The organism is Candidatus Methylomirabilota bacterium (assembly GCA_035764725.1).
GTDB lineage: Bacteria > Methylomirabilota > Methylomirabilia > Rokubacteriales > CSP1-6 > DASRWT01.
On sequence record DASTYT010000029.1, the window covers coordinates 1 to 4,278 of the forward strand.

A 4,278-nucleotide genomic window follows, 5' to 3' on the forward strand; every position below is an offset into this window, starting at 1 on the left:
GAGGATGGCAATCAGGTACAGCGGGACGGCCCGCAGCAGGAGGAAATGCTGGAGCGCGAGCGCGGTGTCGGCGGCCGACTGCCCGGTGAACGGGCCGCGGTGTCGATGCGGATCGGGTTCATGAGGAAACGGCGCAGCGCCGTCGCGGTCAGGACGCCGCGCACCGAATCGATGGCGAACGTCGCCAGCAGGAACCAGAGGGGAATGCCGTTCGCGACCTCGGAGAAGACCCGGATCGGAAGCGTCACTCCGATGAAGAGCCACCACTGGCCCGGTCGGGTGAGAAGCAGGCCGCACAGCAACACCGAGTCCGGGAACCAGAATGGCGAGGCGCCCGCCTGCGCGAAAGACATGCCGTAGCGATAGGCGACGTAGTACGCCGCCCCGAACAGGCAGAATCCCAGGAGCTGGCGGAGAAGAGCCTGGCGTAGAATCGCCCGGTGACCAGGGCTCGATGTGGCAGGCGTGCTGCCCGGCTCATCCAGGAACACGTCCCGCATAGACACAAGATGGCTGATACCGCACGCTCTCTGGCTGGTCAAGTCGGGCCCATCCGCTAGTGCCCGCTCACTCCGGCGCCGCCGCCGCCCTCACACGCCTCACCGTCCCCCTGCTGCTCGTCGCCGACAGTCTCTACTACGTCTTCGCGCGGCTCTTGCTGCCGCACTTTCCGCCCGCCGCCGGCGCCTTCTACATGATGGCGGCGGGCGCCGTCGTCGTGTACGCGTTCCTGGGCGGGCGGGTCGGTCTGGGACCGCTGCGCCGGCACCCGTGGTTCTTCCTCGCCATCGGCCTCCTGGTGGGTGTGAACACCAACATGGGCTTCGCGGCGGTGCGCTACCTGGATCCCGGCACCGCGTCCCTGCTCTCGCGCACGTCGATTCTCTTCAGCCTGGCGCTCGGCATCCTGTGGCTGCGCGAGCGTCTGACGCGCGCGGAGGTGGCCGGCACCGTGCTCGCGCTGATCGGGGTGGCCGTGATCAGCTTCCAGCCCGGCGACTATCTGCGCGTGGGCGCGCTGATCGTGATCGCGTCCACCCTGCTCTACGCGATCCACTCCGCGGTGGTGAAGCGCTACGGGGGCGACATCCCCTTCGGCGAGTTCCTCTTCTACCGCGTGGCCGCGGTGGCCGCCGTGCTCCTCGTCCTCGCCGCGGCCCAGGGCGCGCTGGTCTGGCCCTCCGCGGTGGGCTGGGGCTGGCTCGTCCTCGCCGGACTGGTCAACGTGGTCGTCAGCCGTGGACTCTACTACCTGGTGCTCCGCCGCATGGACATGAGCGTCCTCACGATCATCCTCACGCTGACGCCGGTGGTGACTTGGCTCTGGTCCATCGCGCTGTTCGGCGGGCGGCCGACGGCGGCGGAGGTCGGCGGGGGCGTGGCGACGCTCGCGGGCGTGCTGATCGTCACGGCGAGCCGGGCGGGGATGCTGCGGCGGCCCGCGCGCCGCCCTGAATGGTCCGCCTAGAGCCTGTCGAGGAACATGGGGACGAACCAGACGAGCGCGATGTAGCTGGTGACGACCATCTCCATGAGGGCGGCCGACAAGAGCGCGATTCGCGGGTAGCCCCGCGGCGCCACCAGGGCGCAGACCAGGAAGACGAGCGCGAGCAGCGGCGCGACGAGCATCCGGAGCGGCGAGAGCTGAGCCCACGCGCCGAGAGCCGAGAGCTCCGCGGCCCGACCGAAATAGAAGAGAACGGCCGACATCACACCGGTGGCCGCCACGACCACCGCCGTGAACCCGGCCAGCTCCCAGAAGCGACGATAGGGTCGGAGGAAATAGAGCGCGGCGGCCGTCGGGACGGCGGCGCAGATTCCGAACACGTTGAGCCAGAGGAACGCGTCGCCGAAGGCGTACATGCCGCTGGAGGCCGACGCGTCCGGGCCGCTCGTGAGGGCAATGCGGACGGCGGTGACGGCGGAGGCGATCACGAAGGCGGCGAGGTAGCCAAGCGCGACGAGGCCGAACTTGTAGATCGGCTTCATGGGCCGGCGCCAGTATTGCACGGACGGCGTGGGGCGCTAACTTTCCCGCGTCAGCGCCACGACCTCCTCCGCCAGCGTTCTGAGCGTCGCGATCGCGCCGGCGGGGTCCGCGCCAAGGCTACCGAAAGCCGCCTGCACGCGGGCGTCGAGGCGCGGGACCGTTCGGGCGAAGCGGGCGGCGCGCGCGGTCGCCCCTTTCTCGTTGAGGTACCACTCGCTGTTGAGGGCGAAGAGGAGCTGGGCGAGACAGAATACCGCGCGCGACAAGCTCGTCGCGACGTAGGCCAGATCGCCCCGAGCCAGGCCCTTCTCCGCAATCGCCGCACAGAACGTGGGCTCGCCGCGTAGCTGCGAGAAGATGGCGGCCCGCAGCGCGACCGGATAGGGCGTCGCCGCGATAGTCAGCGCGGCGAAACGCCCGTCGATGGTCAGCCACCCGCCGCCGACCACCCAGGGCCCCCAGCCGCCAATGGGCGTGCAGAGATCCTCGCGGTGCGCGTCGTCCAGCGTGGCAGCGACGCGGTTGAGCGCGACAACGTTGAAGGCCTCCGCCGATTCAAAGTAGAGGCCGAGATCCCAGTCCGAGGTCTCGGCGTGGCTGTCCTGGGCGCGCGAGCCGCCGAGCACGATGGCCTCGACGCCGGGAACCTCGGCGAGGCGTGCCACCACGGCCGGAAGGAAGGCGTCCGGCATGCCGACACCTTAGCACCCGCTTCGGCAGGCTCGCGCGTATACCTCCTTGCATGAAGCGCATGAGCGCCGCGGAGTGGGGACTGCTCCTTACCCTGGCCGTGCTCTGGGGCGGCACATTCCTGTTCCAGAAGGTGGCGCTGGCGGCGCTGCCGCCCTTCACGGTGCTGCTGGTGCGGGTGGTGCTGGCCGCGGCGGCGCTCGGGGTGACCATCGTGGCGACGGGGCATCGGCTGCCGGCGCCCGGGCGGGCGTGGCTCGCCTTCGCGACGATGGCCACGCTCAACAACGTGATCCCGTTCAGCCTGATCCTCTGGGGGCAGACGCGCATCGCCAGCGGGCTGGCCGCCATCCTGAACGCGTGCGTGCCACTCTTCACGGCCGTCCTCGCGCATTTCCTGACGCCTGACGAGCGGCTGACCCCCCGGCGCGTGGTGGGCGTGCTCGTGGGCCTGGCCGGCGTGGTGTGGATGATCGGCCCGGACTCCCTGGGCGGTCTCGGCGCTGACGTGCTGGCCCAGCTCGCCGTGCTCGGGGCGGGGATCTCCTACGCCTTCGCGGGGATCTTCGGCCGGCGCTTCGCGGGGAGTCCGCCGCTCGTGACCGCGGCCGGCCAGGTGACCGCAGCCGCCGTGCTCACCCTGCCCCTCGCGCTCGCCGTCGATCGGCCGTGGGCCCTTGCCATACCGGGACCGCGGGTGTGGCTGGCGCTGCTGGCTCTCGCCATCGTCAGCACCGCACTCGGATATGTCGTCTACTTCCGCATCCTCGCCACCGCGGGCGCGACCAATCTCCTGCTCGTCACGCTCCTGATGCCGGCGATCGCCGTGGCGCTGGGTTCCTCCGTGCTAGGAGAACGTCTGGCGCCACGGCATCTCGGCGGCATGGCGCTGATCGCCGCCGGACTCGCCGTGATCGATGGCCGCGCGCTGGCGTGGCTCGGGGCCAGGCGATCACTCGATGATTCGGTCCGCTCGTCCCAACAGTGACTGCGGAATCGTGATTCCAAGTGCCTTCGCGGTCTTCAGATTGATGGCCATCTCGAACGTGGTCGGCTGCTCGATGGGCAAGTCGGAGGGCCGGGCTCCCTTCAGGATCTTGTCGACATAGACCGCCGCCCGCCGGTACGCGCCGACGAGACTCGGGCCGTACGACATGAATCCGCCCGCCTCCACGCTCTCCTTGACGGCATGCATGGACGGCAGCCGGTGCCGAAGCGCGAGACTCGCGATGCGCTCGCGGTGAATCATGAACAGGGGATCCGTCAGAACGAGGAGGGCCTCCGTGCGGTCCTTGGCCATGGCCGCGAATACGCCGTCCAGGGCCGATACGGCTGGCGCGTCCACGACCTTGATCTGTAACCCTAACGACCGCGCGGCGGCCGTCACGTCACGCACCGCGACGGGCTGAGCGGAGTTGGCCGAGTTCGACAGGACCCCCACACGTCGCAGATTCGGCATGGATTCCCTCAGGAGCTCGAGTCCCTTGGCGAAGACCTCGAGGCCGACGTCGAAGGACACGCCCGTCACGTTTCCACCGGGCCGGGCGAGGCTCGCAATTAGCCCCATCCTCACCGGGTCGCCGACGGCCATCATGACG

Annotated in this window: 6 protein-coding genes; 2 read left to right on the top strand and 4 right to left on the bottom strand. The window is 69.7% G+C overall.

The features are described 5' to 3' along the window. Positions 1-11 precede the first annotated feature (11 nt). A complete protein-coding gene (locus VFX14_04300) occupies positions 12-491 on the bottom strand; it encodes a hypothetical protein (GenBank protein ID HEU5188890.1) in 480 nt (159 codons plus the stop codon). Between the two features lie 68 nt (positions 492-559). On the opposite strand from VFX14_04300, the gene VFX14_04305 reads away from it, so the two are divergent. Continuing rightward, positions 560-1,468, top strand: a complete 909-nt coding sequence (locus VFX14_04305) for a DMT family transporter (protein HEU5188891.1) — start codon at positions 560-562, stop codon at positions 1,466-1,468. Here the strand turns inward: VFX14_04305 and VFX14_04310 are convergent. Beyond that, positions 1,465-1,989 (bottom strand): hypothetical protein, encoded by a 525-nt coding sequence (locus tag VFX14_04310; GenBank protein HEU5188892.1) that lies wholly within the window; start codon positions 1,987-1,989, stop codon positions 1,465-1,467. The two genes, VFX14_04305 and VFX14_04310, sit on opposite strands and share 4 nt — an antisense overlap. A 36-nt stretch (positions 1,990-2,025) precedes the next feature. Then, on the bottom strand, positions 2,026-2,682 hold the full coding sequence (locus VFX14_04315; GenBank protein ID HEU5188893.1) for a nucleotidyltransferase domain-containing protein: 657 nt from the start codon (positions 2,680-2,682) through the stop codon (positions 2,026-2,028). 50 nt (positions 2,683-2,732) lie between these two features. Between VFX14_04315 and VFX14_04320 the strand changes: the two genes are divergently transcribed. Continuing rightward, positions 2,733-3,668 carry an EamA family transporter gene (locus VFX14_04320; protein HEU5188894.1) on the top strand — a complete coding sequence of 312 codons (936 nt, stop codon included), beginning with the start codon at positions 2,733-2,735 and terminating at the stop codon, positions 3,666-3,668. Here VFX14_04320 and VFX14_04325 read toward each other — a convergent pair. Beyond that, positions 3,633-4,278: ABC transporter substrate-binding protein (locus VFX14_04325; protein ID HEU5188895.1), on the bottom strand; the 646-nt coding region annotated here is incomplete at its 5' end. The genes VFX14_04320 and VFX14_04325 overlap by 36 nt on opposite strands.